The organism is Halomonas sp. GFAJ-1 (genome assembly GCA_002966495.1).
Taxonomy (GTDB): domain Bacteria; phylum Pseudomonadota; class Gammaproteobacteria; order Pseudomonadales; family Halomonadaceae; genus Vreelandella.
Map to the genome: position 1 here is coordinate 1,711,713 of CP016490.1, position 25,506 is coordinate 1,737,218.

Annotated in this window: 24 protein-coding genes; 14 read left to right on the plus strand and 10 right to left on the minus strand. The window is 54.8% G+C overall.

Annotation, left to right across the window (positions count from 1 at the left end; genetic code table 11):
- The first annotated feature begins 18 nt into the window (after positions 1-18).
- The 3 genes from BB497_07815 (at position 19) to BB497_07825 (ending at position 1,171) form a co-directional block, all read left to right on the plus strand.
- Positions 19-444, plus strand: a complete 426-nt coding sequence (locus tag BB497_07815) for a hypothetical protein (GenBank protein ID AVI62618.1) — start codon at positions 19-21, stop codon at positions 442-444.
- A 157-nt stretch (positions 445-601) separates the two neighbouring features.
- Entirely contained in the window at positions 602-871 is a 270-nt protein-coding gene (locus tag BB497_07820) for a prevent-host-death family protein (GenBank protein AVI62619.1), read from the plus strand.
- Positions 872-1,171, plus strand: a complete 300-nt coding sequence (locus BB497_07825; GenBank protein AVI62620.1) for an addiction module toxin RelE — start codon at positions 872-874, stop codon at positions 1,169-1,171. It begins immediately after the preceding gene.
- 71 nt (positions 1,172-1,242) lie between these two features.
- On the opposite strand, the gene BB497_07830 is transcribed toward BB497_07825, so the two are convergent.
- The gene (locus BB497_07830; protein AVI62621.1) at positions 1,243-2,064 is read right to left on the minus strand and encodes an oxidoreductase; all 822 of its coding nucleotides are present in this window, start codon (positions 2,062-2,064) and stop codon (positions 1,243-1,245) included.
- Between the two features lie 258 nt (positions 2,065-2,322).
- Between BB497_07830 and BB497_07835 the strand changes: the two genes are divergently transcribed.
- From BB497_07835 to BB497_07845, 3 genes are all read left to right on the plus strand, one after another.
- Positions 2,323-2,955 (plus strand): hypothetical protein, encoded by a 633-nt coding sequence (locus BB497_07835; protein AVI62622.1) that lies wholly within the window; start codon positions 2,323-2,325, stop codon positions 2,953-2,955.
- Between the two features lie 156 nt (positions 2,956-3,111).
- Positions 3,112-3,996, plus strand: coding sequence for a class A beta-lactamase (locus BB497_07840; GenBank protein AVI62623.1), 885 nt, complete (start codon positions 3,112-3,114; stop codon positions 3,994-3,996).
- Positions 3,997-4,091: 95 nt separating this feature from the next.
- Positions 4,092-5,399 (plus strand): 6-aminohexanoate hydrolase, encoded by a 1,308-nt coding sequence (locus BB497_07845; GenBank protein AVI62624.1) that lies wholly within the window; start codon positions 4,092-4,094, stop codon positions 5,397-5,399.
- Between the two features lie 272 nt (positions 5,400-5,671).
- Here BB497_07845 and BB497_07850 read toward each other — a convergent pair whose 3' ends face one another.
- The 4 genes from BB497_07850 to BB497_07865 form a co-directional block, all read right to left on the minus strand.
- Entirely contained in the window at positions 5,672-7,324 is a 1,653-nt protein-coding gene (locus BB497_07850) for a sodium:proline symporter (protein ID AVI62625.1), read from the minus strand.
- Positions 7,325-7,745: 421 nt separating this feature from the next.
- On the minus strand, positions 7,746-8,081 hold the full coding sequence (locus tag BB497_07855; protein ID AVI62626.1) for a branched-chain amino acid ABC transporter: 336 nt from the start codon (positions 8,079-8,081) through the stop codon (positions 7,746-7,748).
- On the minus strand, positions 8,078-8,800 hold the full coding sequence (locus BB497_07860; protein AVI62627.1) for a branched-chain amino acid permease: 723 nt from the start codon (positions 8,798-8,800) through the stop codon (positions 8,078-8,080). Before BB497_07860 ends, BB497_07855 begins: the two co-directional genes overlap by 4 nt.
- Entirely contained in the window at positions 8,797-9,327 is a 531-nt protein-coding gene (locus tag BB497_07865) for an XRE family transcriptional regulator (protein AVI62628.1), read from the minus strand. The genes BB497_07860 and BB497_07865 overlap by 4 nt, the downstream gene beginning before the upstream one ends.
- Positions 9,328-9,459: 132 nt before the next feature.
- Here BB497_07865 and BB497_07870 point away from each other — a divergent pair, with 132 nt between their 5' ends.
- Positions 9,460-10,452 (plus strand): MFS transporter, encoded by a 993-nt coding sequence (locus tag BB497_07870; protein AVI62629.1) that lies wholly within the window; start codon positions 9,460-9,462, stop codon positions 10,450-10,452.
- Between the two features lie 126 nt (positions 10,453-10,578).
- Here BB497_07870 and BB497_07875 read toward each other — a convergent pair whose 3' ends face one another.
- A complete protein-coding gene (locus BB497_07875) occupies positions 10,579-10,899 on the minus strand; it encodes a hypothetical protein (GenBank protein AVI62630.1) in 321 nt (106 codons plus the stop codon).
- A gap of 198 nt (positions 10,900-11,097) precedes the next feature.
- Positions 11,098-11,730, minus strand: a complete 633-nt coding sequence (locus BB497_07880; protein ID AVI62631.1) for a hypothetical protein — start codon at positions 11,728-11,730, stop codon at positions 11,098-11,100.
- Positions 11,731-12,041: 311 nt separating this feature from the next.
- Between BB497_07880 and BB497_07885 the strand changes: the two genes are divergently transcribed.
- The 4 genes from BB497_07885 (at position 12,042) to BB497_07900 (ending at position 18,415) form a co-directional block, all read left to right on the plus strand.
- Positions 12,042-13,682, plus strand: coding sequence for an anion transporter (locus tag BB497_07885; protein ID AVI62632.1), 1,641 nt, complete (start codon positions 12,042-12,044; stop codon positions 13,680-13,682).
- 108 nt (positions 13,683-13,790) lie between these two features.
- Entirely contained in the window at positions 13,791-14,939 is a 1,149-nt protein-coding gene (locus BB497_07890; protein ID AVI64298.1) for an exonuclease sbcCD subunit D, read from the plus strand.
- Entirely contained in the window at positions 14,936-18,007 is a 3,072-nt protein-coding gene (locus BB497_07895; protein ID AVI62633.1) for a chromosome segregation protein SMC, read from the plus strand. The genes BB497_07890 and BB497_07895 overlap by 4 nt, the downstream gene beginning before the upstream one ends.
- A gap of 33 nt (positions 18,008-18,040) precedes the next feature.
- Positions 18,041-18,415: a hypothetical protein gene (locus tag BB497_07900; protein ID AVI62634.1), complete on the plus strand. Its 375-nt coding sequence runs from the start codon at positions 18,041-18,043 to the stop codon at positions 18,413-18,415.
- Between the two features lie 112 nt (positions 18,416-18,527).
- Here BB497_07900 and BB497_07905 read toward each other — a convergent pair whose 3' ends face one another.
- The 3 genes from BB497_07905 to BB497_07915 all read right to left on the minus strand — a co-directional run bounded on the left by BB497_07905 (position 18,528) and on the right by BB497_07915 (position 21,687).
- Positions 18,528-19,910, minus strand: a complete 1,383-nt coding sequence (locus BB497_07905; GenBank protein ID AVI62635.1) for a succinate-semialdehyde dehydrogenase — start codon at positions 19,908-19,910, stop codon at positions 18,528-18,530.
- 126 nt (positions 19,911-20,036) lie between these two features.
- The gene (locus BB497_07910; protein ID AVI62636.1) at positions 20,037-20,666 is read right to left on the minus strand and encodes a peptide-methionine (S)-S-oxide reductase; all 630 of its coding nucleotides are present in this window, start codon (positions 20,664-20,666) and stop codon (positions 20,037-20,039) included.
- Between the two features lie 103 nt (positions 20,667-20,769).
- Positions 20,770-21,687, minus strand: coding sequence for a LysR family transcriptional regulator (locus tag BB497_07915; protein ID AVI62637.1), 918 nt, complete (start codon positions 21,685-21,687; stop codon positions 20,770-20,772).
- Positions 21,688-21,825: 138 nt separating this feature from the next.
- Here BB497_07915 and BB497_07920 point away from each other — a divergent pair, with 138 nt between their 5' ends.
- From BB497_07920 to BB497_07930, 3 genes are all read left to right on the plus strand, one after another.
- A complete protein-coding gene (locus tag BB497_07920; GenBank protein ID AVI62638.1) occupies positions 21,826-23,337 on the plus strand; it encodes a methylmalonate-semialdehyde dehydrogenase (acylating) in 1,512 nt (503 codons plus the stop codon).
- Positions 23,338-23,363: 26 nt separating this feature from the next.
- On the plus strand, positions 23,364-25,019 hold the full coding sequence (locus BB497_07925) for a choline dehydrogenase (protein ID AVI62639.1): 1,656 nt from the start codon (positions 23,364-23,366) through the stop codon (positions 25,017-25,019).
- A 198-nt stretch (positions 25,020-25,217) separates the two neighbouring features.
- Positions 25,218-25,421 carry a cold-shock protein gene (locus tag BB497_07930; protein AVI62640.1) on the plus strand — a complete coding sequence of 68 codons (204 nt, stop codon included), beginning with the start codon at positions 25,218-25,220 and terminating at the stop codon, positions 25,419-25,421.
- Positions 25,422-25,506: the final 85 nt, after the last annotated feature.

The following is a 25,506-nucleotide window of genomic DNA, read 5'->3' on the forward strand; positions in this document are numbered from 1 at the left end:
AAAAATAAGAGGTGAAGTTTGACTAATTACGAAAGAAAGAGCTTGCTGGAGGCTTACTCAGAGTATGTAAACGGACGGTTTAGTGAGCTAACTGGGTTCGTCGTTTTAGTGGTTGGTTTTTGCTTGGGTACTCTATCAGCGGAAAAGATACAGCCATTTTATAATCTAATCATAATGGTAGTCGTGTTCAGCACCTTCCTTTTCTTAATGTTAAAGGAAAGGAATGCACCTGACTCAAATCTAAAGTTAACGTTAGACAGGCTGGATGAGAAATACAGAAACAGAGAGAACAACCAAGAAATAATGGAAGAAATCCGTTCTTACGATATATGGAATGGATTTAGTGGAAGAGCCATTAAGTCTAACTTGCCTCTTATATTCGGCACTATATTCTGTGTTTACACAGCAGTAGAGCACGCTGCTAATGCGTTCAGCTGGTGGTAACACATAACAAGTCAATTAACTTCGCGCCTTCGGCGCCGGACAGCCTACATTATGCTTCGCTTCATTTCGGCTGCCGGTTATTGAGGCGTTATGTTTCTTGACCGCACCTGTTAACTGGTGCTGTTAATGGTGCCATGTCGTTGGCCAGGTAATCAGTATGCAAGTGAAATTTTCCGAGGATGTCATTCCTCTATCAGATCTGAAGATCAATCCCGGAAAGGTGGTTGGTCGAGCGCAAGATACGCATCGCCCAATCCTGCTCACCAGCCGTGGCCGCGGTATAGCTGTTGTTCAGGGGCTCGAGGATTATGAGAGAACCGCAGAGGAACTGCGGTTTGTAAAGGCGGTGGCGCAGGGGCTTATGGATGTTCGCGAGGGTAATACCGTATCGTTGGAGGACGCTAGGAAAACGCTGGGTATCGAGTAAATGGAATTACGCATCGCACAGTCCGCTCTTGAGGACTTACAGGCTATTCAGGAGTATTACAAAGAGCAGGATGTGCCACATATCGGTGATGATTTCGTGACTGCTATCCTGGAGCACTGTGAAATGCTTCAAATCCACCCAGATGCTGGTCGAGTTGTTCCTGAATTCAGCATGGATCATATTCGCGAACCGATTCACGCGCCGTTTCGAGTTGTCTATCTCAGGCAGGCTAAAGAAGTTGTGCTCATACGAGTCTGGCGGAGTGAGAGGCAGCTCGAATTACCAGCAAGCGAAACATAGCCAAGCCATTCACTCGCGAGTCTGTCTTTGGGGGGCTGGTTTAGCAACACCTTTGAAAGGTTCACGCTTGGTCACACCATCATTAAACCCTGCTTGCGTGTTGGCGGCGGATAGGCGGCATCAATATCTTCCAGATCCTCTTCGTCGAGTCTGACGTTATCGGCCTCAGCGTTCTGTTTGAGGTGATCTAGGTTCACAGCTTTCGGAATGGCAATTACCCCAGGGTGGCGCAGCGCCCAGGCGAGCGCCACTTGCGCGGGGGTGGCGCTGTGTTTGTCGGCGATGCGTTGTAGGGCGGCGTTATGCAGCAGCGCGCCGCCTTGCCCGATGGGGCAGTAGGCCATCAGAGGCATGTTTTGCTGTGCCTGCCAGGGTAGCAGGTCGTACTCAATGCCGCGTGCTTCGGGGTTGTAGAGCACCTGATTGGTGGTACACGCGGGCGCGTCTAGCTCGGTTAGGTCGTCAACGTCAAAGTTTGATACACCCCAACGCCGTATCTTGCCCTGCTCGCGCAACCGCTCAAACGCTTCCACGGTTTCGCTCAATGGGTACTGGCCGCGCCAGTGCAGCAGGTAGAGATCAATCGTGTCGGTGCCCAATCGGCGCAGGCTGCGCTCGCAGGCAGCTTGAACACCCTGGGTGCTGGCGTTGTGCGGGTAAACCTTGCTGACCAGATACACCTCATCGCGCCGCTCGCGGATCGCTTGGCCAACCACCTCTTCGGCGCCGCCTTCGGCATACATCTCGGCGGTATCAATCAGCGTCATGCCCAGGTCTAGGCCTGCACGCAGCGCTCTCACCTCCGCTTGGCGCTGCCCGGCATCCTCGCCCATATACCACGTGCCCTGGCCGATACGGGGTACGCTTGCGCCGCCTAGCTCAATCGTCTGCATGTCTATCTCCTGTGGTCGTTGTTCAAGGTAAGGTAGTTGATATTAGTGAAGCTCATTGCATCCCAGCGTCCTGTTGCGACCACACTAATAGCCGCCGAGGCCATTGATATTAATGAAAATGGCGGCCAATTCCGCGCTCTATCTAGAACTCTGCTACGGTTAAAGGGCGCTATGCGTATCTAATGCTTACTGTTTCGGTGCGCTTAGCGTTGTATATGCCAATGTTTGGTACTCATCTCAACAGATAAGGACATTTTTATGATCAGAACCACAATGGTTGAGCTATCTACCATCGAAGCCGCTGCTTACCGTCAGAAGCTTCGCGGCGGCCATGCTGGCATTGTTATCATGCGCTACGACACTGAACAGCCGGGCATCGCCACCATCAACCGCAAGTCGGGGGAACCCGACCCTTCACATAATACTGATCTGAAACTGTTCCCCCTTGAGGCCTTTAAGGAGGTTATGGAGCTTACTTCCGGCATGCCCTATTCGCGGCGCGGGAAAGTCAAACTCAGCGGTGAAAAAGAGGATGCCAGCGCCCAGGAAGAGACCGCTGAAGAGCTGGCAACGGTAGACAGCGCTGAGTATGAAGCGATAGTGAAGACCTACACTAACCGTAAAGGCGAGTTATCCTACGACCTGATTAATAAGGACTTTATTCAGTTCGCCAAGTCGAGCAAGACCGTCACCGACATGGTTGCCAACCACGCGTCAGTTGATGATATCCGCGATCACGTGGTGAAAGTGAAACTAGAAAGCATCACCGGCAACCGTGATTTGACGGTGGCACAAACACAGCGCATCGTTGAGATGCTTGATGAAGTCAGCCCACGGAATGTATTCAAAGAGTTGAATGACGAAATCCGTAAAATGCTCGCCAACCGTTAAGCAGGTAGTTGCTTAGACTGAGTGTTGAGAGTTCGTCATTCAAAATAGTCGTTAAAGAAATAATTAGGGCCAGTGAAATGCTGGCCCTAATGCTTTGTTATAGTTTGTGTTCAAAATATATTGTCTTCTTTACTGTGACTCTCAGAGATTATAACCATGCCTTACTCTGTTCCATTACGCTGGCTACGTTTTGCACTATTGGTATGCCTACTTATTATTCCTGTCACGATGATAGCCCACAAGGATCCTGTGAGAGCGGAATTGCAGCGTATTGAACAGGAACTTGAGGCACGTATTGGCTTTGCCGCCCACAACTTTGCCACGGGCCAGCGCTGGGAAGTGAACGCGGATGAGCGCTTTGCGATGTCCAGTACGTTTAAGACCTTGGCCTGTGGCGCACTGCTGGCGCAGGTGGATGAAGGGCAGCTAGCGCTGGATACTGAGGTCAGTTTTGCGGCGTCGGAGCTAGTAACCTATTCGCCGGTGACCGAGCAGTACGCGGGCCAGCAGCCGATGACACTGTTTGAGCTGTGTGATGCCACCATGACCACCAGCGATAACACCGCCGCTAACCTAGTGCTTGAGGCACTCGGCGGGCCAGAAGCGGTTACCGCGTTTGCGCGTAGCATGGATGACAGCACCACCCGCCTAGATCGCTTTGAAACCGAGCTAAATGAAGCTACGCCAGGAGATAAGCGCGACACCACCACACCCAACGCGATGCTGGCCACGTTAGAAAAACTGGTGCTGGGTGATGTGCTAACGCCAGAGTCTCGGCAGCAGCTTGAAACGTGGATGAAGGGCAATGCGGTGGCCGATGGCCTGTTTCGCGCCGCTATGCCGGACTGGGCAATTGCGGACAGAACCGGCGCGGGTGGTTATGGCTCACGCTCGATTACCGCGATTATTTGGCCGCCGGAGCAAGCACCCACGGTGGTAGTGTTTTATATCACCGAAACCGAGGCGTCGTTTGAAGCGCGTAATGCAGCGATTGCGTCTCTCGGTGAGGTGATTCAACAAACCCTACAAGGCCAGCAATAAGCGCAGCGGTTCTCGCTATACTGAGGAGCATGCTTGTTCGGTGCTGTACCGGGCGGTTGATCAAGGAGTGAATCATGCCAAGGTATTGTTTTTCTATGCGCTCGGCGCTGCCTGCCGTGCTGTGCGCGTCCGCCGTGCTTGCCCAGGGGGCGCAGGCGGAGGTGCTAAGTGCCGAGGCGTCTGACCCTAAGCGTTTAGGGTGGATGCAGGGCTTTCCACCGCCGCCAGAGCGCATCATCGGCCAGCCGGATTCCAACTACTTCAGCTTTCCCAAAATGCGCTGGACGGTGTGCCACTTTCGCGAGCTGTTGCCTACCAAGCAGGTAAGCCGTGGGTTAGGCGCGCCGGTGCCGTTTAGCTACGCGCTGGATGATGGGATTAACGATGTGACGTTCACCCCCATTGGCGGTAGCGAGCCAATGACCTGGCAGGCTGCGCTGAACGAAAACTACACCGATGGCGTGCTGATTCTGCACCAGGGGCAGGTGGTGTACGAAACCTACGCAGGCTGCTTGGATGAGGCGGGCCAGCATGGCGCCATGTCGGTGACCAAATCCATGACCGGCCTGCTGGGTGAAATTCTGGTGGCGGAGGGCGTGCTGGATGAGCAGGCGCTGGTGGGAGAGATCATCCCCGAGCTAGCGGAGAGCGCCTTTGGCAATGCCACGGTGCAGCAGCTTTTGGAAATGACCACAGGGCTTGCGTTTAGTGAGGAGTATAGCGACCCCAGCGCGGAAATCTGGGCGTATAACGCGGCGGCAAGCCCGCTGCCTAAGCCAGAGGATTATACCGGGCCGCGCACCTACTATGAGTACCTCGCTACCGTGCAGCCAGAAGGCGAGCATGGGCAGGCGTTTGGCTATAAAACCATCAACACTGATGCGCTGGGGTGGGTGATTGCACGCACGACCGGTGAGTCGGTGGCATCGCTGTTGTCATCGCGCATCTGGCAGCGCATGGGCGCCGAGCAGGATGGCTACTTTACGGTCGATTCTATCGGTACGTCGTTTGCAGGCGGCGGGCTTAGCGCGGGCCTGCGTGATTTGGCTAGAGTCGGCCAGCTCGTATTAAACGAAGGCGAGATAAACGGCGAGCGGCTATTTCCAGCGGCAGCGGTAGAACGCATTCGCCAAGGCGGCGATAGGCAGGCGTTTGCACAGGCAGGCTACCGCTATTTACCCGGCGGTAGCTACCGTGGCATGTGGTGGTCGCTGCATAACGAACATGGCGCCTTCGCGGCGCGTGGGGTGCATGGGCAAACCATTTATATCGACCCCACTGCCGAGATGGTGATTGTGCGCTTTGCCTCGCACCCGGTGGCGGCCAACGCCGCTAACGACCCGACCTCGATGCCAGCGTATCAGGCAGTGGCGGAGTATTTGATGGAAAAGGCCCAGCCCTAAAATGGGCCCTTAAAAAACAGCCTTAGTTGGCTATTTAGTTAACCGAGTGGCGCTTACACCAGTTCGCGCTTCTCACGCTTAGCGACGCGTATGTCTTTTACGGTAGCGATGCCGATAACCGCGAAGATGGCGAGTGATATCAACGGCCAGATCAGTACATATAACGCCAATATAAAGGTTTGCATGTGCTTTCCTATTCGCTAGCTGGTGCGTTTCGGCGCACCAGCAGTGGAGTGATTTCGGCTTATCTCACAGAGCTTATTTTCAAAGGCTTAGCTCTGAGTAGCCGGTTTGGCCGGGTCGTAGTTGATCACTTTCTGATCAATCTGCGAGAAGTCGAACTTGCTCGAACTCATCAGGCTGACCGCGATGCAGACAATCGTGCTAACGCCGTAGGCCATCAGTGAAGCCAGCAGCACCGTGTAGTCCCGCAGGAAGCCAACGCTGAAGTAGGCCAGCACGATGGCGCAGAGTGTGCCGAACACCAAACCTACCCGGCGTCCGCAGAACCCGAACGCCATCAGGCCGAGCACCACGCCACCGCCCACAGCGGCGAGTAATTCAAATAGCCCGCCGACGACGCCGACCAAGGGCAGCAACTCAAAGCGTGCGACGCAGAACATCACTAGGCCCGCGATCACCGCGGAGGTGAAGGCCGTATTAGTCACTCGATCCCAGAAGCAGCTGGCGATAACCGGGAACACAATCGCGCCCCAGAGTGCGCCGACAAAGACCAGCATGATCAGAATATCCATCGAGAAGCTGGCGAGAATCACCCCGATCAGCGTTGCAACGATCATGGTCAGCCTGCCGATAAACAGCATTTTGGTCGGGTCGGGTTTGTTTTTGGCGATGTTCTTGCCGTACACATCGGCCATCACAATCGCTGACATGGCGGAAAGATCCGAGTCGGCGGTAGAGGAGAGCGAGCCAATGACCAGAATAAAGAACAGCGCGATAAACACCGGCGAGAGGTACATCGACACCATTTGCGGAATCAGGTTGTTCATGTCGCCACCGATGGGCTCCATACCGGTCATCAGCGCCATCAAACCAATCATGCCCAAACCAATAACAATCGCACCGTAACCAATGGTCGCGGTAATAAAGGTCGGCTTGATATGGTCTTCACGCACGGCGAATAGCCGCTGGGAGATAGTCTGGTTACCAATCGCGTAAGCCAGCACCGCCACAAAGAAGGGCGCGCCTTGATTAAGGATGGCGTCCATCGAGAACAGATTTGCCTGCTCTGGCGTGAGGAAACTCATGCCATCCGACAGCGTTTGCGGGCCGCCGAGGGCGAACATCACCGCTGGAATAATCAGAATGGCGACGGCCATCATGGCCATTAGCTGAGCAAAATCAGTCAGCACCGAGGCGCGGAAACCCGACCATAGCGTATAGCAGAGCACCCCGACCCCAGCGATGATTACCCCGGCCTGGAAAGAGAGGGGCGAAAGTACCGAGACCAACGCGCCGGAAGCCGTGAAGTTAACCATCAGGCTGATGATGCTACCCAGGATATTAGAAGAGGCAAGGATCAGCTGGCTGGAAGAGCCATGGCGAGCATGGATAAGCTCACCCAAGGTGTGCGCGTTGGGCGCCAGTTTGCGAAAGCGACGGCCAAAGGGGTAGATGAACAGAATCATCAGTGCGCCCCACAGCCCATAATGCAACGGGCCGGAAATGCCGTAGGTATAACCTGAAGTGGCGGCGCCGTAGAACGAGGCTGCCCATATCCAGGTGGCGGTCATGCTGGCAGCGCCCAGACCAAAGCCGATCTGATGATTGGACACCATAAAGGCGTCAGTATTTTCCTTTTTCTTTTTAATCAGCAGGGTCAGCAGATATGTGCCGCCGTAAAAGAACACCAGCAAAGCGAGGACAGTCACGGTCGAGAATTGATAGAAATTTTCTTCGTTCATTGAATACCCGTAGGCTTTGCAGCCTTAGCATCCTAAATAGCAACCAGAGCTCCATCGACGGAGTGGCGCCAGAGGACGTAAGCAAAAAACAGATCATCTTTCTAGGTATGTCTGTGGCGAGATGTGACTGCGGTTGGCAGTCTGGTCGTGCATGTGTCAGGCGTTGGAAGCGCCTTAATAGAGGGGTCGGATTAACGCACACAGTGAGCTGGAATAAAGCGCAGGGAGGGGCGAACCGGATGGCTACCCTACTCCCTTAGGCACGAACAGTACAGGCGGAGCCCAGCTGAGCGGCTGAAGTAACGTTTGGAACATTATGATAATGCGCTGCTGCAAAGCATCTATTTTTTGGTAGTTTGATGCCTTTTGAGGCTTGCTCATCCAGCGATCGGCTGCCCATTAGCGTTAATGTTGATAGCGGTTATATTAGCGCTGCCCCCACCTCCACTATCCCAAATACCGCTACCCCAGCGGCTACCGGCCAGCCTAGCGAGCGTAGCCGCCACCATGTGAGTAAGGTGGCGCTCAGCCCGATAACGGTAGCGAACCATGAAATGGCGCTGGGGTTGACCGGCACAATAGAAACGCCCAGCACCCCAGCAATCATCAGCGGGCCAAGAATGCCCAGCCATTGGGGCATGGCGCTCATATCGGTATCGCTGCCCAAGCGGCGCTGCATCCACAAGAACGGCACGACGCGCATCAGCAGCGTGCCGAAGGCGCATATCAGTACGGCGAGCCAGAGTCCGGTACTCATTGTGGGCGCCTCCCTTTTTGAAACTTCACGGTGTAAAAGCACAGCGCGCCGCAGGCGGCGCCTAGCGGAATAGCCACGTTGCTGCCGCCTACAAGGGTTAGCCCAAGCGCGGCTGCAATGGTAGCCCCCATGGCAGCGGCCCACCGCTTATTGGTAAAGCGCGGGGCTACCATGGTGAGAAACAGCGCGGGAAGGGCGAAGGGCATAATCTCACCTAGCAGCGGCCAGCGGGCGGTAAACGCTTCACCGGCGGTGGCGCCTACCATCGTAAACACTACCCATGCCGCCCAGACAAAAAGCGATGCCCCTACAAACCAGCAGAAGCGCTTGGCTTCGGGCAGTTGGGGAAGCCGGGTGAGCGCGAGCGCAAATACTTGGTCGGTCAGGCCGTGCATTAACCAGGGCCAGTGGCGGCTGCGCGGCAGCAGGTGGGCAAGGTTAGGGCCATACACCACGTGGCGCACGTTGATCAGCAGGGTTAAGGCCACCACTAGCCACAGCGGCGCGCCGGTGGCGATCATGCCCACAAACAGAAACTGCGAAGCACCGGCGTAGATCAGCAGCGAGATCGCGGCGGCCTCTAGCGTGCTAAACCCCGCTTGGCTAGCGACTAAACCAAACGACAGCGCCACCGGAATATAGCCGCCCAGCAGCGGAATGGCTTCCCGCACGCCTTGCAGGGTGCTTCGCCCAGGAGAGTGGCTAACAAGCTCGCTCATGGCGTGTTCCTCTGTGTGCCGTAGGTCACGGTGAGTAGCATGGTGGCCTCGCCGTCATGGGTGCGGTAAAGGTGTGGTTCGTCGGCAGGAAAGGTCACGCTTTCACCGGGGGCGAGTGCCGTGGTAGCACCTTCTGGGCCGGCTTCTAACCAGCCGCTAATCAGCGTTAAGGTTTCCTGAGTGCCTGGCGTGTGGGCTTCCGCATGGCGCAAGGTGTGGGGCGCGCAGCGCATCCAGTAGGCATCCACTTGGGGTGAATCTTTGCCTTGGTCAATCAGTTGAACCTGAACGCCATCTTCTCCAAGGGGCATCGTGATAGGCGCCACCAGCGTGCCAAACGGTACATTGAGCTGTACGGCTAGCCGCCAAAGAGTGTCCAGCGTGGGGTTGCCATTACCTTGTTCCAGGCGGCTTAAATTGGACTTGGCGATTCCTGCTGCGTTAGCCAGGTAAGAGAGCGACCAGCCTTGCGCTTGACGCAGTGACTGTAAATGCTGGCCTAGGGTACTTAGTGAGTGTTCATCCATTTTATTATCTCGTTGTTCCTTTTATAGAACGTTCTATATAAAGAACGTTAGCCTGTCAACGATTGTTTTGGCGCCGCTGGCTGGCACTCTTTATGCATCTTCCTCTCTAGGTGTTTGCGATGGGGAAGCGCAATGCGTTCGTTGGCAATGCTTAAACCGGTTAAATCGATTTTATGGAGCGTGGCGCTGTTGCTGCTGGGCAATGGCCTGCTGAATACCCTGCTAACACTACGTGGCACAGGGGAGGGCTTTTCCAGCGCGGTGCTGGGGATGATTATGTCCGGCTACTTTGTCGGCTTCATTTGTGGCACCTGGGTAAGCGGGCGCTTAATTCGACGGATGGGGCACATTCGCACCTTTGGTTTCTGTGCCTCCATTTGTGCTTCGGTGGCACTGTTGCACCTTGTATTTATCAACCCGTGGGTGTGGTTACCCTTGCGGGTGGTTTACGGGCTTTCGTTTATCACCTTGATTACCGTGATTGAGAGTTGGTTGAATAGCCAAGCCGCTAGCCACGAGCGGGGGCGTATTTTCGCGGTGTATATGGTGGTTAACCTGGGTGCTCTCGCCACGGCTCAGCAGCTGCTGCGGCTTGCATCGCCACAGGGGTTTTTGCTGTTTGTGGTGATCGCCATTTTAATTAGCTGGGCATTGTTACCCATCACCATGACCCGCCGTGTTCAGCCTAAAATCCCCGAACGCCCCAAAAGCAGCCTACGGGCACTATTAGGCTTTGCGCCGCTGGCGGTGGCCCAGCTGATTGACCAGCTGCATCCGGATGAAATTGTCTCTGGCTCGGCGGATATGCTGGTGATGCACGGTGCGGGCTGTGCCGTGGCACCTATTGCAGCGGGGTCGCTAATGACGATTGTAGGAAGTCACGGCTTACCCATTTATATCGCCAGCGTGTTTACCGTATTGGGTATTTACGAGCTTTACCGTCGCCGCCATGTGTCGGCCCTGGTGACGCATACCGCCCACTTTGAGCCAATGGTACAAAGTAGTGCAGAGGCATTTGAAATGATCTTTGATGATACGCAGCGTGATCTCTTTGACGACCCAAGCTTTTACGAAGAGGAGGAGCGTCAGCGGCTGGTGGGGCTTTTTAAGCCAGCAAAGGGTTAATACCAGCAACGAGATAATGCTTAAGCGTGGGGGCGCTACATCAAGCAGCGCCCGGCGCCCGAGTACCCAATAAAAACGGCGTGCTACCCCGGTAGCACGCCGTTTTTTTAATCAGTGCACTGCTAGTCAAGCAATGGTGGATGTCTGAGTGGACGCTAAAACGCCATGTTCAACCTGAGAAGGAGAGCGGGAAATATCGGCGATAGCGCTTAACGCTGTAAGGTTGGCGTGGCCTTTTTTGGTAAGTTCGAGCACATCCGGCGAAGAACCCCATTTCAGCAGCATATCATCTAGACGCCGCTCGGCTGCCTCAAACTGACCGCAGTGGCTGAGCAGCTTGGCAATGGTGTAATCACACTCGGGGGTATCAAACATCTCTTCCTTGATTTCTTGAATAGCCAGTTGGAGACCCGCTTGGGAAATATCTGCCAGTTGGTTATGTTGCATGCCACCACTCCTTGTGATTGCTAACGATTACGTTCTACACGCACTAGGCAATTTGTTTATGCCCCTCTTGCGCACACCGAGGCTAATACAGCGTTTAGCGAGAATCAATTCCAAATTAAAAATGTTACAAATTTTTAACACTAAAGAGCGTGACGATGAGACCTGTTACATAAATACTTACTACTTACCACGTGAGGTTTAATCAGGTTGCTTGTGGCTAGACGCTCGCAGCGTCCAGTAACCACCCCACAGGCGGGTAGCCGTAGTGATGATGCAAGCAGCGGCAAATAGCCCCGCCAGCCATGGAAAGTGCTGAGGAAAGAGGCAGAAGAGCACCAGCGCAGCCACGGTTTCGGTGCCTTCGGTTAGCCCTTCTAAATAGTAGAAAGCTTTTTGCGGGAAGTTGGGCCGCTCAACGTTGCGCGCTTTGGCAGCAATGGCAAAGGCGAGAAACGACGTTCCTGTGCCGATAAATGCAAAAAGCAACACCGCGGCGGCTAATGCGTTTTGCGCCGGGTTAGCAAGCGCAAACCCAAGCACAACCGCTGCGTAAAACACAAAATCCAACCCAATATCAATAAATCCACCGGCATCGCTTTGTTGGCCGCTTAGCCTAGCAAGAGCGCCATCCAGGCCATCGCCCACGCGGTTTAGCACAATGGCGATTAGTGCTAGCCCGTACTGCTCAAAGGCAAGCAGCGGCAGGGCGGTGATACCGACTAAAAAAGCGCTGAGCGTGACGTGGTCGGGAGCGATGCTCAGGCGATGAAGGTATCGCGCCATTATTGCCAGCGGACGATGGGTGAGCGGCATAGTAAAACGATCTAGCACGTTAATATCTCCGGCGATTGCTAATTTTCAGGTTAAGGTTTTCCAGGCCAAGTTTTTCCAGACCAAGGTTTTTAAGACCAACGCTTTTAAGACCGAAGCTTTTAAGACTAAAGTTTTTAAGACCAAGGTAGTTAGACTTTGGTTGTATGTTCAGCCAATTTACTGGACTAATGGCTTGTCGCAGTGAATAAAGGGCGCCACAAAAACCAGCCTGACTGGTTTAACTAGGTCATGGGGCTACGCTGTTTTATAACCCCCTCTTTTTTCACCTGACTGCAAGCGATACTTTTCTAATGCGCAGAACTGCTACGATGACGCTCTGGGATCAGCTTTGGCATTCCCACGACCAGGTCAAAAATCTACTCATGTGCGCGTTGCCAACAACGGGTACGGGTAGCGCCTCGCCAGGTTCATCAAATACGCAACAGGGTAGTGGCTCCAAGCCGCCTCGCCCACCTGCCTATACGACGGCCCAAAAAATTGGCTTAGTGTTAGGGCCGATGCTATTTGCCTTTGTGCTGCTATTTTTTCACCCGGCAGATTTGAGCTTGGAAGGCCGCATGGTGCTTGCCACCACGCTGTGGGTAGCCGTTTGGTGGATTACCGAAGCCATTCCAATCCCCGTTACCTCGCTACTGCCGATTGTATTGCTGCCCATCACCGGTGCGCTGGAGAGCAGTGCCGTCACGGCTGCCTACGGCAACCCGATTATCTTCTTATTCCTTGGCGGTTTTATGATTGCGCTAGCCATGGAGAAGTGGGATCTGCACAAGCGTATAGCGCTGAATATTATTTCGGTGTTAGGCACCAGTATTAATAGCATCGTGTTCGGCTTTATGGCCGCCACCGGCTTTCTGTCGATGTGGGTCTCCAATACGGCAGCGGTGATGATGATGCTGCCTATCGGCACTGCCATTGTTTATCAGGTTACGCTAGAGCTGAATAAGGGCGAGGGTGACCACAGCGAAGACATCGATAAATTCAGTAAAGCGCTGATTTTTGGTGTTGGCTACGGCGGCACCATCGGGGGCTTGGGCACCCTGATTGGAACACCGCCCAATATTATTCTGGCAGCCATCGTTAATGAGCTGTTTGGCGTTGAGATCACCTTTGCCAGCTGGATGATGTTTGCCTTTCCCGTCGTGGTGGTGCTGCTGTTTATTGGCTGGGTTATGCTGACCCGCTTTATTTATCCGATTAAATTCAGCAACCTCCCGGGTGGCAAAGCGCTCATTGCTAAGGAAAAGGCCGCGCTGGGTAAGATCACCTTCGAAGAGAAAGCAGTGTTGGGGGTCTTCCTGTTCGCGGCGTTTTTCTGGATTACCCGTTCGTTCCTATGGCAGGGGCAGATACTAGCGATTCCCGGCATTAACGACACCATGATTGCTATTTTTGCGGCTATCCTGCTGTTCTTAATCCCTTCGCCTAATAAAGGGGGTTGCTTGCTGGGGTGGGATGTTGCCAAGGATGTACCTTGGGGCATTTTGTTGTTGTTCGGTGGCGGCTTGGCGATTGCCGCTGGCTTTAGCTCCTCCGGGCTGGCTATCTGGATTGGCGGGCAAATGAGCGTGCTAGAAGGGGTTAACTTCCTGCTAGTGATACTGCTAGCTGCGGGCATGGTGCTGTTCTTAACCGAGATCACCTCTAACACCGCAACGGCTACAATGATTTTGCCGGTCTTGGCTTCGCTTGCGTTGGCGCTGAATATTCACCCCTTCGTACTGATGGTACCCGCAGCCATGGCAGCCAACTGCGCCTTTATGCTGCCGGTAGGTACACCGCCCAATGCGATTATTTTTGCCACCGGCAAGATTAAAATTATCGAAATGGTGCGCAACGGCTTCTGGCTCAACATTATTGCGCTACTGCTGATTGTGGCCGCGGTTTATTTCCTAATGCCCATACTGTGGGGAGTCGACATAACCACGTATCCGGATGCTTTCCGAAACTAATTGTTCGTATATGTTGTAGAAATTACCCCGCCGCCGTGCGGGGTTTTTTATGGGTAGAGAGAAGGCGGCATTGATATGATGGGCCATATTTTTTGCGTTGAGCCTGCCATGCGACTACTTCATACCGCCGATTGGCACCTGGGGCGGCTGTTTCACAACCTCTCGCTACTGGAAGACCAACGTCATGTGCTGAATCAGCTCATTGAGATTATCGACCGCGATGCGGTGGACGCTGTGCTGATTGCCGGTGATATCTACGACCGCTCTGTGCCACCCGCCGCCGCCGTCACGCTATTAGATGACATCCTTGGCGAACTGTGTGAAAAGCGCGGTTTGCCGGTAATTATGATCTCCGGCAACCACGACGGCGCGGAGCGCCTGGGCTTCGGCGCGCGCCACCTGCGCCAGGCTGGCCTACATATTTTGTCTGATTTAGCTGCCTGTGATCGCCCCGTAACACTGTCGATTAACGGGGTAGACGTGGATGTGTTCGGTATTCCCTACGCTGATCCAGAGTATGTGCGCAGCCAGTTTTCAGCCGATGTACGTGACTTTGATAGCGCTCACCGCTACTTGATAGAGCGTATTGAGGCAAAGCGTCAAGCAGGCCGCCCCGCCGTACTGATGAGCCACTGCTTTGTGGATGGTGGTAGCGCCAGTGATTCCGAGCGGCCGTTGACCCTAGGCGGCGCAGAGAGCGTGGCGTGGGAGCCAATGCAAGCGTTTGACTATGTCGCCTTAGGCCACCTTCACGGGCCGCAATATCGCGGCGGTGAACATATTCGCTACAGCGGCTCGCTGCTTAAATACAGCTTTTCTGAAGCTAATCAGCGCAAGGGCGTTACCCTGGTGGATATTGGCACCGAGGGCGTGAGCCAGATTGAACACCGCCCGCTGACACCACGCCGAGAAGTACGTGTGTTGGAAGGTGAACTGGACGCGCTGTTAGCACAGGGGAGAACCGACGCCCAAGCCGATGACTACCTGTTAGTGCGGCTGACCGACCGCCACGCGATTCTTGACCCCATGGGCAAGCTACGCGAGGTCTACCCCAACGTGCTGCATTTAGAAAAGCCCGGCATGTTGGAAGCCCAAGGGCGTCAGCAATTAGACCGTGAGCGGCTGCAGTTTAGTGCCCTGGATATGTTTAGCGATTTCTTCAGCCAAACCAGCGGTGAAAAAATGAGCGAGGAGCAGGCCAGCGCCATGCGTGAACTCATCACCACGTTAAGCCGCGAGCAGGAGGAGAAGCCATGACGCCGTTAACGCTCACCATGCAGGCGTTTGGCCCCTTTGCAGGCAGCGAAACGATTGACTTCACGGCGCTGGGCAAAAGCCCGCTGTTTTTGATTAACGGCCCCACGGGTGCCGGGAAAAGCTCGATATTAGATGCCATCTGCTTTGCGCTTTACGGCCAAACCACCGGTAATGACCGCGATGCCGGGCAGATGCGTTGCGACCAGGCTGCTGATGCGTTGTTGACGGAGGTCAGCTTGGATTTTCGCCTGCGTGATGGGGCTTACCGAGTGCGCCGGGTGCCCCAGCAAGAGCGCCCCAAGGCCACTGGCGAAGGCACGACCACGCAAAGCGCTGAAGCCCAGCTGTGGCGGCTGACTCCGGAAGGCGAAGAAAATGAATGTTTGGTGGCGCGTAAGGTCACCGATGCCAACAGCCAGTTGCACGCTTTAATTGGCCTGGATGCTAATCAATTTCGGCAAGTGATGGTGCTGCCCCAGGGTAAGTTCCGCGAGCTGTTGTTGGCAGAATCAAAAGACCGCGAGAAAATCTTTTCGCAGCTGTTTCAAACACACATTTTTCAGCGCATTGAAGAGCGCCTGCGTACCCAGGCAAACCAAATTGAGCGGGCGGTGAGTGACCATCGCCAGCATATTAGCGGCATTTTGGCCGGTGGCGAGCTGGAAAGCGAGGCGGCGTTAGCGCAAGAGTTATCGGCGCTAACCCCGCAAGTAGGGCAGGCGCGCCAGTGCTTTGAAACTGCTCAGCGGCAGCGGCGCAGCGCTGAGCAGCGGCGAGACGAGGCCCTAACGCTGCAGCGTCAATTTGACGCCCGCGACAGCCTCGCCGCGGATAAAGCACGCCACCTTGAGCAGCAAGCGCAAATAACGGATTTCCAAAGCCGCTTGACCCAAAGCGACCACGCCCAAGCGCTGCGGCCCCACAGCACTGCGTTAGCCCAAGCGCAACAGGCGCTGAGTACCGCCCAAACAGAACAGCAGCAGGCCGATGCCGCACTCACCACTCAGCTTGCCAGCACTGAGCAAGCCAAGCACACCTTTGAGACAGCGCGCCAGCACCAAACGGAACTGCCCGCGCTACGTGAGCGCCATCGACAGTTGGGCGAGTTTATCCAAAAAGGCCAGCAGTTAAGCGAGCTTGAAGCACGCTGCCAAACGGCCCAGGCCGCTTGGCAGCAAGCCGATGACCACCTAAAGCGCGATGAAGCGCGGTTAGACAGCATTCGCCAGCAAGGTGAGGCCATTAGCCTCACTCTTGAGAGCCTGCAAGCGGAGGGTCAGCAGTTGGCCAGCGCCCCCGCGGAGTTAAGCCGCCATGAGAACCTGCTAACTCAGCGACAAGCGTTGGATGATCTTATTCGGCAGGGGCGTGAACTCACTGCTCACCAACAGCAGGCAACAGAGGCGCTCAACCGCCGACGCAGCGACGCAGAGCAGGCCAAGCGGCACGCGACGGAGCAAGAGATGCACTGGCATCAGGGGCAAGCCGCACTGCTAGCGCTTTCCCTTGAGGAGGACGCACCTTGCCCGGTGTGCGGCAGTCTTGAGCACCCGGCCCCGGCGGTTAAACATGCGGACATCGTTACCCAAGCCCAGGTGGAAACCGCCCGCTCATCCCAGGAGCAAGCCCGTCACGCATCAGAAACCGCCGGGCGTCAGGTCCAGCAGTTAGCACAACAGATAAGTTACAACGCTGAGCAGACGCAGCGCCTTAGTCAACAGCTAGGCGAGTGGGCCAGCCAGCCCCAGGCTGCGTTACAGCAGGCCTGCGAACAATTACGCCGCGAAGTTGAGCGTCGCACCTGTGTCGAGGATGAGATTACCCAGCTAAGCAGTGCTCGAGAAGCGTTACGCCGTGACTGGGGCGCGCTGGATAAACAGCTCAAAGCTCAGCGGCCTATGGTTGAAAAGGCCAAAGAAGAGGCGTTACGGCTAGAGAGCCAGCGCGATCAATTAAGTCAATCGCTGCCTGAAGATGCCCGTAACCCGTTAGCTATGCGCCAAACGCTCACGGAGCTGGATAGCCAGATTGCTGCGTTCGAAAAAGCCTGGGAGGCTGCTCAGCAGACGCTTTCGGCTAGCCAAACCCAGCAGGCGCGGGCAGAAGAGCAACTGCGAGGCGCGAATCAGCGGGTAGCGCACTGCCAGCAAGCCCTTGAACAGGCGCAGGCTGAGTGGCAAACGGCACTACAGGGCAGTTCGTTTGAAAGTGAAGCTGCCTTTCAGGCGGCTCAGTTAGAGGATAGTCAACGGCAAGAGCTAACGCGCCAAGTAGAGGCGTATCAGCGGCGTCTAGCCGAGCTTGAGGGCGCGCTACACAACTACCATGCCCAGCTTGCGGAAAAAACGCCGCCAGATCTCGCCACACTTACCACGCTCACGGAAGCTGCCCAAGCTGAGGAGCATACCCAGCTAGAGACGTGGCGGGCGTTGGATGGGCGGTTAAAGACCCTGCAGGGGATTCGTCAAAAGCTCACCGCCGCCCACGCGGCCCAGGCCGAGCTTGAAGCCCAGTATCGGGTGTGGGGAACGCTCAGCGAGGTAGCCAACGGTCGAACTGGTCATCGCATTAGCTTGCAGCGGTTTGTGCTGGGCGTGCTGTTGGACGACGTACTGATTCAGGCGTCTGAACGGCTGGTGCGTATGAGCCGAGGGCGCTATCAGTTGGTGCGCCGCGAAGACCCTTCAAAAGGCAATAAAGCGTCAGGATTGGAGCTGGACGTAGCCGACACCTACACCGGCAAGAGTCGTTCGGTAGCGACGCTCTCCGGCGGTGAGTCTTTTATGGCAGCGCTTTCGCTAGCACTGGGGCTTTCCGACGTGGTGCAGGCCTACGCGGGTGGTATTCAGCTGGATGCGCTATTTATTGATGAAGGCTTTGGCAGCCTGGACCAGGATGCACTAGATCAAGCCATTGCCATGCTCAGCGAGCTGCAAATGGGCGGTCGTATGATTGGGGTTATCTCCCATGTCAGCGAACTCAAAGAACAAATGCCAGTCCGTGTCGAAGTACGCGCCAGCCGACACGGGAGCTTGGTAGAAGTAAAAGGCGCATTACGCAGTGCCTAGCCGTATGAAGTGGCGCTCTGTTACATAGCGTTGATGAATTTAGCCGCCTTTTTAAAGCAGAGCGTTGGTTTTGAGGTATACGGAGGGCCTGGCGCGGTTTGGCTCGGCAGTTGGGCACGACAAGCACACCAGTCAACTGAATGTGTGAAATGCGGACTTTTATGGCTAGCGACTGATTTTGGGCTGAAACTAGCGCCGATTGCGCTAGAGCCGTTTGGTTCACTGTTTCGCTTCTTTGATGCGTTAAAACCACCGCCTATTCATCTGGCAGAGTACGTGCAGGGCGGAGTAGGGAGTGTATTAGATGATGTTGTCGCGGCATTGGCGACCTGGGTGGTCGTGGTGTTGGTGCTGAAGCTATGGCAACGGAGAGCATCTCAGCCTGTTAAAGCGACTCAGCTTGTTTAAGTGGCTTAGTTTGTTTAAGTGACTTGGCAGTGAGGAATAACAACGCCGCCAGCCTTTATTAGGCTAGCGGCGCTCTCTTTTTCACGCCCCATGCTACTGGGTGTTTAAAGCATTACTCTTGAACGACAATTACTGATTTAACATTGACGAATTCGTGCATTCCAAAGCCGCCGTGCTCACGACCGTAACCAGAGTTTTTAACCCCGCCAAAGGGCATTTCCGGCGTGGCTACACCAAAGCCGTTAATAAATACCATGCCCGTATCAAAGTACTTGCTGGCTAGCTCGGTGGCGCGTTTGACGTCTTTAGAAATAATGCCGCCACCTAAGCCATAGCGGCTGTCATTGGCAATGCGCATGGCATCTTCATCATCTTTGGCGCGAATTAGCGCGGCAACCGGACCAAATAGCTCGTCGTCATAAGCGGGCTGGCCGGGCGTTACGTTGTCCAGCACGGTGACTGGGTAGAAGGCGCCTTTACCTTCTGGCTTTTCACCGCCACAAAGTATCTTGGCACCTTTGCTAACACTCTCTTCCACCTGCGCGTGGAGCTTATCGCGTAGGTCGACCCGGGCCATCGGGCCAACGTCTGTATCGCTTGCTTTGGGATCACCCACCTTCACCGCTTTCATTTTCTCAACAAAGCGCTCTTTGAAGGCATCGTAGTTAGCGTCTGTGACCACAAAGCGTTTTGCGGCGACGCATGTTTGCCCGCCATTGAAAACCCGGCCTGTGACACAGGTATCTACCGCCACATCGAGATCTGCATCATCGAGTACCAAGTACGCATCGTTAGAGCCTAGTTCCAGTACGGTTTTCTTCAGATTCTCGGCCGCTTTTGCCGCTACTTGACGCCCCGCACCATCGCTGCCGGTGAGGGTAACGCCCCTTACTGCGTCATGGGCAATCACTTCATCGGAAACATCGTGGGAAATAACCAGCGTGCGGAAGACATTTTCAGGTAGGCCAGCGTCACGGTAAATTTTCTCAAGCAGCAAGCCGCTGCCCGTCACGTTTTCAGCGTGTTTTAGCAAGACGCTGTTACCCGCCATGATATTGGCGATGGAGTAACGCACTACTTGGTAGGCAGGGAAATTCCATGGCTGAATGCCGTAAATCACACCCATGGGCGAGTAGGTAATAATACCGCGCTTACCGTTACCCGGCTTGCGCTCTTCATCGGCGAGTTCCGTGGGGCCGTGTTCAGCGGTGTAATCACAGATGCCAGCGCACAGATCAATTTCCTGACGGGCTTCCTCTGGTGGCTTGCCCATCTCTTGAACGATTAGCTCAGCAAGCTCTTCTTTATGGGCACTCAGCGCTTCGCCAATGGCTTTAACCACGCTGGCGCGGTGCTCAAGGGGTTTGAGTCGCCAGTCCAGGAACGCTTGATAACTTGCTTCAACCACTTGCTTAGCCTGACTGGCATCCATGAGCGTATAAGTGGCTAGTGTTTCGCCAGTGCTGGGGTTAACTGTCGTGATGCTGTTGCTCATAAGATCTCCTATCTTTAGATCAACGGTGCGTTAGAACCTAGACCAGTCCAAAGCCGACTGGTCTATTGATGATGCTGTTCACTATAGTTGAGAAAGTGTGGTTTTGCCCAAATGAATTGTTAGCGGCTAATCGTAGGTTGGGCCGCCAGCGTCTTCCCCCCACACCTCTTCTAAGCGGTTATCTCGGCCACAGTTATGGCGGTAAAAGCGGTAGCGCAGCGGATTTTTTTGATAGTACGCTTGGTGGTACTCTTCAGCTTCCCAGAACTCGCTAGCGGGCATAATTTGCGTGGCAACTTCACGGTCAAAGCGCTGCTCTATCTCAGCCTTGGTGGCTTCGGCGAGCTCACGCTGCTCATCGTCGTGATAAAAAATCGCTGAACGGTACTGTGAGCCTACATCGCAGAACTGTTTATCAACCGCAAAGGGGTCAACGTTGTACCAAAAAATTTCCAGAAGCTGCTCGTAGCTGATCTCCTCGGGGTTATAGGTAACCTCAACAGATTGGGCGTGCCCCGTATCGCCTCGGCCAATCTCTTGATAGGTAGGGTTCTCGTGCTCCCCGCCGGTATAGCCAGAGAGGGTGGAAATAACCCCTGCTTGGCGGTCGTAAGGCGGCTCCATGCACCAAAAGCAGCCGCCCGCAAATGTGGCCACGGCATTAGGTTGTTCCTGAGCCTGAAGTGAGGCGCTGGTAAAGCTGGCGGCTGCCAGTACGCCAAGCGTTAAGGGGCGAAGGTGGGCAAAACGAGACATGGGGCGCTCCAGTGTACGTAATAAGTCATCGCTCTAGGAGTCGGTGAACGACGCTAGGTTCCCACTGCTTATATATAAAGCGCCGGAGATGTACATTAACTGTCTAACCTGGGCGATGGGGCCACACGGTATTCAGCGTATCAAGCGCTGCTTTAATAGTGGGTTCTGTTGCGCGGTCATTACGCCATATCAAACTAAGAGCGCAAGGCAGGCGGACGTTATCGGCGACAGCCAAGCCGCTCTCCTGGCGTTCGGCCATGGCCAACGCATCCCGGGCCAAGCTAAGCCCTACGCCCGCGCGCACTAAATCCAGCATGCAGGCTTCTTGGTCTACCTGGGCGACGCGGTTTGGCGTAGCGCCACTTTCGGCTAATGCACGGTTTAGTAGCCGGTAATGGGCTGAAACGGGGGGTGTCACAATCCAGGGCAGCCGGGCCAACACTTCCCAGCGGGTATCCGCTAGCTTGGCTTCCCAGCCTGCCGGGGCTACCACGTGGTAATGAAAGTGGGTGAGTTCACGCCAGGCAAGGGTGTCACTGCCCATACCTGTATTGGCGGTACCTTCGCCGGGCGGAGCGAGAAAAAAGCCCACGTCTAATTCGCCCTGCTCTACATCCGCCAACACGCTGCCGCTCATGCCGTGATGTAGTTCGGTTTCCAGCTGCGGTGCCCGAGCCATTAATCGGCTAAGAAAATCGCCTAGGCGGATAAATTCTGGATCGACAATGGTGCCAATTTTTAATTTTCCCCGCAGCGTGCTGTGTAAGGCGCTGGCGCTCTGCTCAAAGGCAAGAGCGCTGGCTAAAGCGTTTTCAGCAGCAGGGAGTAGCGCATAGCCATCGGCGGTTAGCGTTAACCCTTGGGGACGGCGAGTAAACAGCGTAAGGCCTAAGTGTTGCTGCAACTGCTTCAACTTTAGGCTGACAGCGGGCTGGGTAAGGTGCAGCTGTTCGGCAGCTCGCGACACGCTGCCGGTGCGTGCGACGGCAACAAAGGCGCGTAGCGCTGCGTACTCCTGCATAAATAGGCTCCCCATAGTGGTGTGTTATTAGTAAATCTTATACCTGGGTTAAAAATTACTCAATTGATTGCCGTGAAAAGGGGGGTAGCCTGTTGGGCTATCATTGATTACTTAAGCACTCGTTATAAAGGTAGCCCCATGACAATAACCGCTATTCAGCATTTTATTAACGGCCAAGTAAGCGCAGGCGACTCGGCTAATGCTCAAGACGTATTTAACCCCGCCACAGGAAAAGTGACGGGACGGGTAGCACTGGCCTCGCAAACGGATGTGGACACCGCTGTTCAGGCTGCCCAGGCTGCTTTTCCCACTTGGGCGGATACCCCACCGATTCGCCGCGCACGAGTGTTGTTTAAATTTTTGGAGCTGCTAAACGCTCATAAAGATGAGCTGGCGGAAGCGATTACCAAAGAGCATGGCAAAGTATTTACCGATGCCCAGGGTGAAGTGGCCAGGGGGATCGATATTGTTGAATTCGCCTGCGGTATTCCTCAACTGCTAAAAGGCGATTACACCGAGCAGGTCAGTACCGGGATTGATAACTGGACTATGCGTCAGCCTTTGGGTGTCGTCGCAGGCATTACGCCGTTTAACTTCCCCGTTATGGTGCCGATGTGGATGTTCCCGATTGCCATTGCGGCGGGCAACACCTTTGTTCTCAAGCCCAGCCCCTTGGATCCCAGCGCATCGCTGATGATGGCCGACCTCCTTAAGCAGGCAGGTCTACCGGATGGCGTGTTTAACGTGGTGCAGGGTGATAAAGATTCGGTGGAAGCGCTGATTGAACACCCCGACATTAAAGCGCTTTCGTTTGTCGGCTCTACTCCTATTGCTAACCTGATTTATGAGCGCGGTGCCAAACACGGTAAGCGCGTACAGGCGTTGGGCGGGGCAAAGAATCACATGGTGGTAATGCCCGATGCGAACTTGGATAAAGCGGTGGATGCGCTGATTGGGGCGGCCTACGGTTCCGCTGGTGAACGTTGCATGGCGATTAGCGTGGCCGTGCTGGTGGGTGACGTGGGGGATAAAGTTGTGCCTATGCTCACCGAGCGTGCCAAAGCACTGAAGGTTAAAGACGGTATGCAGTTAGATGCGGAAATGGGCCCGATTGTGACCCGGCAGGCGCATCAGCGTATTACTGGGTATATCGAAAAAGGCGTGGCCGAAGGCGCTGAGCTCGTGGTTGATGGCCGTGATTTTGACACCGGCCATACCGGCGAAGGCTGCGGTGAAGGCTTCTGGATGGGTGGCACGCTGTTTGACCACGTTTCGCCTGAGATGACTATTTATAAAGAAGAGATCTTTGGCCCGGTGCTGGTGTGTGTGCGCGTTCCCGATGTTGCCACGGCGATTCAACTGATCAACGACCATGAATTCGGTAACGGCGTGAGCTGCTTCACTGAAAGTGGCAGCGTCGCCCGTGAATTTGGCCGCCGTATCCAAGTGGGGATGGTGGGGATTAACGTGCCTATTCCAGTGCCGATGGCATGGCATGGATTTGGTGGTTGGAAGCGTTCGCTATTTGGCGATACCCATGCCTACGGAGAAGAGGGCGTGCGCTTTTACACCAAGCAGAAATCCATCATGCAGCGTTGGTCGGACTCTATCGACGCGGGTGCTGAATTTGTAATGCCTACGGCTAAGTAACGCCGCTACGTTACGGGAGCCAGTTCATGGCACACGCTGCTACTAATAACTTTGATTACATCGTAATCGGCGCAGGCACCGCAGGGTGCCTGTTGGCCAATCGACTAAGCGCCAACCCGAATAATCGGGTGCTGCTGGTTGAAGCGGGCGGGCCGGATAACTACCACTGGATTCATATTCCGGTGGGCTACCTTTATTGCATTAACAACCCTCGCACGGATTGGCTGTTTCGCACTGAGCCTGATAAAGGCCTCAACGGTCGTTCGCTGATCTATCCACGCGGCAAAACCCTGGGTGGCTGTTCCAGTATTAACGGCATGCTCTACCTGCGTGGTCAGGCAAGGGATTACGACCACTGGGCTGAACTGACCGGCAGCGACGAGTGGCGCTGGGAAAACTGCCTGCCGGATTTCATGAAGCACGAAGACCATCACCGGCTGGATGACGGTGGTGATGGCGATGCTGAGCACCGTCGTTACCACGGCCACGGTGGCGAATGGCGAATCGAAAAGCAACGTTTGAGTTGGGAAGTGCTGGATGACTTCGCCGAAGCAGCGGTGCAAGCGGGTATTCCACGCACCGATGATTTCAATCGCGGCGATAACGAAGGCGTTAACTACTTTGAGGTTAACCAGCGTAAAGGCTGGCGCTGGAATACCTCTAAGGCGTTTTTGCGGCCAATAAAGAAGCGCACCAATCTGACGCTCTGGCACTCTACCCACGTCAACCGTCTGCTGTTTGAGCAGCAAGATGGTCAGCCACGCTGCGTAGGCGCAGAACTTCTACGCGAGGGCAGCGTGATGGAGGTTGCGGCGAGTAAGGAAGTGGTACTGAGTGCGGGGGCCATCGGATCGCCGCAGATTCTGCAGCTTTCCGGTATTGGTGCGCCTGAGCTACTGCAACGCCATGGCATTGATGTGGTGGCAGCGCTTCCTGGGGTGGGTGAGAACCTGCAGGATCACCTACAGATCCGCTCGGTATATAGGGTTAATGGCGCTAAAACCTTGAACACCATGGCCAACTCCTTGGTGGGTAAAGCCAAGATTGGGCTTGAATATTTGTTGAAACGCTCTGGCCCGATGAGCATGGCACCGTCTCAGCTGTGCATTTTTACCCGCAGTTCTGACGAGTACCAACACGCCAACATTGAGTACCACGTACAGCCCTTAAGTTTGGATGCGTTTGGTCAGCCGCTGCATAACTTCCCGGCAATTACTGCCAGCGTATGCAACCTGAATCCCACCAGCCGTGGCACGGTTCGGATCAAAAACCGCGACCCACAAACGGCACCGGCCATTGAACCTAACTACCTAAGCACTGAGGAAGACCGCAAGGTGGCGGCAGATTCACTGCGCGTGACACGGCGCATTGCTGAGCAGCCTGCGTTCGCTAAATACGCACCGGAGGAAGTAAAGCCCGGAGTTGAATACCAAACCGACGATGAATTAGCGCGCCTTGCGGGGGACATTGGGACGACAATTTTCCACCCGGTAGGCACAACGCGCATGGGGCGAGCAGACGACCCGATGGCGGTGGTTGATGCACGGCTTAGAGTACGCGGCATAACGGGTTTACGCGTGGCTGACGCAGGCGTAATGCCCACAATCACTAGCGGAAATACTAATTCACCGACGCTGATGATCGCTGAAAAAGCGGCAAATTGGATGTTGGAAAAAAAGTAATTGCAATGTCATTTTTTTCCATCATAGTGTTGACGTGCGGCTAAGTTAAGCGCATGCTAAATGCAGTTGGTTAGCAAGTCGAACGTTGTCAGCAGTATCGAACGCCCAAGCGTGAGTCTGGTGAAAGTTTCTTGTTCTACCCACTGCAACTCGGGTATTACCCCGGCTTTATAATTCGCTTTATCGAGGATTTCGATCATGGCAACTGGTACCGTTAAGTGGTTTAACGACACTAAAGGCTTCGGCTTCATTTCTCCGGACGACAATGGCGACGACCTGTTCGCGCACTTCTCCGAAATTCAAGCTGACGGCTTCAAAACTCTGCAAGACGGCCAGAAGGTTTCCTTCGACGTCACCCAGGGTAAAAAAGGCCTTCAGGCTTCCAACATCAAAGTTCTATAATTAGAACCCTTGATGTTCGCAGCTAGCGCATTATGCTAGCTTGCTGAAAAACCCCGCCCTGAGCGGGGTTTTTTATTTCTACTCC

Coding starts and splice junctions, on each gene's coding strand:
- BB497_07855 (AVI62626.1), bottom strand. CDS start 8,081: ATGAGTACCGGACTCTGGCTCGCCGTACTGATATGCGCCTTCGGCACG.
- BB497_07860 (AVI62627.1), bottom strand. CDS start 8,800: ATGAGCGAGCTTGTTAGCCACTCTCCTGGGCGAAGCACCCTGCAAGGC.
- BB497_07910 (AVI62636.1), bottom strand. CDS start 20,666: ATGTCTCGTTTTGCCCACCTTCGCCCCTTAACGCTTGGCGTACTGGCA.
- BB497_07865 (AVI62628.1), bottom strand. CDS start 9,327: ATGGATGAACACTCACTAAGTACCCTAGGCCAGCATTTACAGTCACTG.
- BB497_07875 (AVI62630.1), bottom strand. CDS start 10,899: ATGCAACATAACCAACTGGCAGATATTTCCCAAGCGGGTCTCCAACTG.
- BB497_07870 (AVI62629.1), top strand. CDS start 9,460: ATGCGTTCGTTGGCAATGCTTAAACCGGTTAAATCGATTTTATGGAGC.
- BB497_07895 (AVI62633.1), top strand. CDS start 14,936: ATGACGCCGTTAACGCTCACCATGCAGGCGTTTGGCCCCTTTGCAGGC.
- BB497_07905 (AVI62635.1), bottom strand. CDS start 19,910: ATGAGCAACAGCATCACGACAGTTAACCCCAGCACTGGCGAAACACTA.
- BB497_07830 (AVI62621.1), bottom strand. CDS start 2,064: ATGCAGACGATTGAGCTAGGCGGCGCAAGCGTACCCCGTATCGGCCAG.
- BB497_07840 (AVI62623.1), top strand. CDS start 3,112: ATGCCTTACTCTGTTCCATTACGCTGGCTACGTTTTGCACTATTGGTA.
- BB497_07920 (AVI62638.1), top strand. CDS start 21,826: ATGACAATAACCGCTATTCAGCATTTTATTAACGGCCAAGTAAGCGCA.
- BB497_07930 (AVI62640.1), top strand. CDS start 25,218: ATGGCAACTGGTACCGTTAAGTGGTTTAACGACACTAAAGGCTTCGGC.
- BB497_07915 (AVI62637.1), bottom strand. CDS start 21,687: ATGCAGGAGTACGCAGCGCTACGCGCCTTTGTTGCCGTCGCACGCACC.
- BB497_07850 (AVI62625.1), bottom strand. CDS start 7,324: ATGAACGAAGAAAATTTCTATCAATTCTCGACCGTGACTGTCCTCGCT.
- BB497_07900 (AVI62634.1), top strand. CDS start 18,041: ATGAATTTAGCCGCCTTTTTAAAGCAGAGCGTTGGTTTTGAGGTATAC.
- BB497_07925 (AVI62639.1), top strand. CDS start 23,364: ATGGCACACGCTGCTACTAATAACTTTGATTACATCGTAATCGGCGCA.
- BB497_07845 (AVI62624.1), top strand. CDS start 4,092: ATGCGCTCGGCGCTGCCTGCCGTGCTGTGCGCGTCCGCCGTGCTTGCC.
- BB497_07825 (AVI62620.1), top strand. CDS start 872: ATGGAATTACGCATCGCACAGTCCGCTCTTGAGGACTTACAGGCTATT.
- BB497_07890 (AVI64298.1), top strand. CDS start 13,791: ATGCGACTACTTCATACCGCCGATTGGCACCTGGGGCGGCTGTTTCAC.
- BB497_07820 (AVI62619.1), top strand. CDS start 602: ATGCAAGTGAAATTTTCCGAGGATGTCATTCCTCTATCAGATCTGAAG.
- BB497_07885 (AVI62632.1), top strand. CDS start 12,042: ATGACGCTCTGGGATCAGCTTTGGCATTCCCACGACCAGGTCAAAAAT.
- BB497_07835 (AVI62622.1), top strand. CDS start 2,323: ATGATCAGAACCACAATGGTTGAGCTATCTACCATCGAAGCCGCTGCT.